Source organism: Neptunitalea chrysea (assembly GCF_027924145.1).
GTDB lineage: Bacteria > Bacteroidota > Bacteroidia > Flavobacteriales > Flavobacteriaceae > Neptunitalea > Neptunitalea chrysea.
On sequence record NZ_BRVP01000045.1, the window covers coordinates 1 to 3,909 of the forward strand.

At 35.5% G+C, this 3,909-nt stretch carries 1 protein-coding gene; it reads right to left on the reverse strand.

Annotated elements, in window-relative coordinates; genetic code table 11:
• Positions 1-78 precede the first annotated feature (78 nt).
• A complete protein-coding gene (locus tag NBRC110019_RS16525) occupies positions 79-3,582 on the reverse strand; it encodes a T9SS type B sorting domain-containing protein (RefSeq protein ID WP_281756577.1) in 3,504 nt (1,167 codons plus the stop codon).
• Positions 3,583-3,909: the final 327 nt, after the last annotated feature.

The following is a 3,909-nucleotide window of genomic DNA, read 5'->3' on the forward strand; positions in this document are numbered from 1 at the left end:
TAAATCTCCTGACAACAATAAGAGTGTCAGTACTATTAAATAATTTGATAACTTTTTCATTATTGCTTAGTTGTGTTTTTAATAATTAACATATACCCAACCAGTTTTGGTAGCGTTACCATCACTAAAGTATAGTACATAGAAATAAGTACCAACAGGTAATAATTCACCGTTATCTGATTGTCCGTACCATTCATTTACATAATTCGAATATGTATAAACATTTGTCCCTAAACGGTTAAATATTTCTATTTTGCTAACATTTAAGCCTGTTAAATCAAAGTACTGATTGTAGTCATCTCCTTGTGGAGAAATCCCTTGAGGAATATCACAGAATATGCTCTCTACCGTAGTAGTAGCTTCAGAAATACAACCATCAGCAGAGGTTACAGTAACTGTATAATCTCCTGCCTCTTCTGCTTGAACTGATTGTCCGCTTCCTAAGAAATTTCCAGTAGCATCTGACCATTCAAAAGTAACACCTGAAAGATCAGTTATGTTAGTAGGTTCAGCAGTTATAACATAATTACCAAGACCTTGGCATCCGCCATCAAAAGCAACTTCTACCGCCGGATCAATAACTACAGTTACGCTATATTGAGTATCACAATTCGTAGAAACAGTAGTAGGTAATGTATAGGTAACTGTATAAGTTCCTGGAGTACTTCCAGCAACATTAATTTCACCTGTAGTATCATCTATTACAAGTCCGGTATCACCACTAAATGTACCTCCTACAGAGAAGTTATCCGCTAAAGTTGGTACTAAGTTGGCATCATTATAACATACCTCATAAGTTCCATAAGCAAACTCAACTATATAAACTTCATAAATAATTTCTAAAACATCAGAACAATAAGCTCCATTCCACTCATAGAAGTAACTACCTGGAGCTACAAATCCTGATATTGTAGTATTGTTAGCACTAGGGTCGGCAATTACAGTACCATCAGTAGTATCTACAGCAGACCATGATCCTCCACCTGCAGCTGTAACTTGTGCAAAAGCATCATCACAATCTATTGTAAGAGGGTTGGCTATAGTTATACTGTTATCGGCTGAAAAACTAACGGCATCTAAAAAGTTACCGATAGAAAAGTCTCCTGTTACCGTACTATATGCTTGGAATATAAATCGTGTTATTGGTTGACCATCTGGAGATGTAAAAGTACCTGTATTCTCTACCCAAGCAGTGTCATCTGCAGAAAAAATTCCTACTTCAACATAAGGTCCACCAGGAGGTCCTGATAATAATTTACACTCATCTACCCCACCCGATCTTCTTGCTCTATGTGCAAATGAATAGGTGAAGGTTGTTGATGCAGGCGTTTCATAATCTTGATAAACTCCTTGATCTAACGATGAATTTGTTGCATTTAATTCAATAAACTGATTCCCAGAATAACCAGGAACATTTTCAAAATTAGGAACCGGCCAAATTTCAATCTTACCATCGGTAGCTGTTGTTCTCCATCCTTGAACCAAGTTTTCACTCACTTGAGGAGGGTAGATTCCAGAAACTACTGGCAATTCAAAATCACTATTTATGGTTCTAATCGCACAGTTAAAACTATCTTGGTTTACTGGTAATGATGGTACATTAATACACAAATCAAACTGTGAATTGTAACTAGCCGTAGTATTATCGGTTATTTTGATATAATAAACTTGCCCAACGATTAAATCGGTTGCTAAAATATTATTTACGGTAGTACATTCCAATTCCGTAAAACTACCGCAAGTACCTTCATATAATGTTAATATCACATCATCAAAATCACCTTCTAGCGAACCACTGTCTGAAATAGGATTCACCATCTCTATTTCATGAACCGTACTCGTAGCTGTAAACTGATACCAAAGGTCTCCACTATTATTAGTAGAACAAGAATCTGATGTAGTAGAAGGGGTAGCTCCAGAAAATGTAATAGCTGTTACCTGTGTACATGTATCATCTGAGTTCACAGGAACATCAATTGCTCCATCACACTCATCATTTTCTACACTTGTAGTAAAACTTTCAGGTCCTGCATTAAAACTTAAATCTGTAGGATCACATACCGCCAAAACATAGTAATCATATTCTGTTAAAGCGTCTAAACCTGTTGCGGTATATGTTGGGTTTGGTCCAACGGTTACCCCCGTAACTCCTGTAATAGGGTTACCTGCAGGCACAACAATTACTTGCCATTCGGTTTCTGTACCTCCAGCAGTCCAGCTTATCACTGCAGAAGAATCGGTAACGGTATCTGCTGTTAAGGCAGTAGGTTGCGGACACGTAATTGGAGCACAATACACATTTCCTGTATAAATATCTGTCCCAGCTAAAGAACTACTATTTATAGGCAGTGTAAACTCTAATTGACTACTATAATCATTATACACAGTCATACCAACCTCTGACGTCCAGCCTCCAGAGTTCCAATGTATTGTAAAAGGCGATGTATTACAAAGCATCACCGTAACTGAAGCAGCACTACCACTATTTAAAATTAATGTTTCTATAATCACTCCATTCTGGATAATATCCATTGTGTTACCATTCCAACCATCACCATAATCATCTATTAAATTGAACGTATAGCTACATTGATCAGCAACAGAACACATTGCTGTATTAAAAATATAAGGTCCAGCCCAAACACTTTGATCTGTACTGCTACATACACTACGTACCCAAAAATAATAAGCCGTTGTAGCATTTAAACCAGTTAGCGTTGTTGTTGGTACTGTTGTATTCCCACTTGGTGTAGTCGTTGCAGTTGGTGCCGTACTAGTTGTTGAATAATAGTAATCATAAGAAGATGGAATCACCGCCGGCTCGTTCCAAGTTAAAATAGCATCGGTATTAGTTACACCACTAGAGGTAATATTATATGGTTCCGGACATGAATCTAACAATTCTGCCGATGCAGCAAAAATATTTGCAATACCACCTGAATTTCTGGTTACCATAACTGAGCCAATTAATTTAGTTTGGTTCGCTATGTTAATCGGAATACTAAGTCTGTACAATCTCGGGTTATTAGTAATGTTCGAAATATCATCAGTATTAACATTTACTCTACCAACACCTGTAACTTCAACCGGTAATGCTGTACTATTAAACCAATCGGGTATAGTATTAGAAGTAGCCGTTTGTGATGTGCCATCTGTAAACTGCACGTCTACAGTGATATCAGAAGATCCGCTACCAGAAGTTACTAATAAGTGAAGATTTGTAGCATTTACCTGATTTGAAAAAACAAAAGTTCCGTTAGTAACGGTACTACTAAGTCTTAATGAATTGTTCGCTGAATAATCTCCTAATTGAAATGACAGCCCTGTAATATTAGGGCTCGAAATAACCCCTCCTGTTACTAACCCATTCGTTGGTGTTGTACCTGTACCAGGATCAAAATCCTCAGCCATTAAGGCATAACTGTCATCATCTAAGATGTTAGTTGTTGATAGAATTGCATTTCCTGAACCATTGGCTATAACGTCTTCATTATAACCCGAAGTTACCGAAAGCACTTCGTAGGTTTGTCCATTGATATAATGAACAACAAGAAAACAAATAAGTAATAATAATTTTCTCATAAATTTAACTTATGTAATTAATGTTGGATGAAATATTCATATACAACTTTACGTTGTTTAATTAATCAAATTAAAAAATCATGTATATTATAACACATTTTTTTATAGTATAATATATTGATTTACAAATAGATTTCCAGCTCATTTAAAAACTGATAATCAAAATTTAACGCAAAAATAAAAAATAAGTAGTACTATTGAATAGTTTTAAATAAAAAACCTCCCATTTGTTACAATTCAAAGGTTTTTCACATATTTTAACAAATTATCCTAAGTCAACATACAATATTAGATTAAGAAAATACTACAAAAAAAGGGAAACCATTC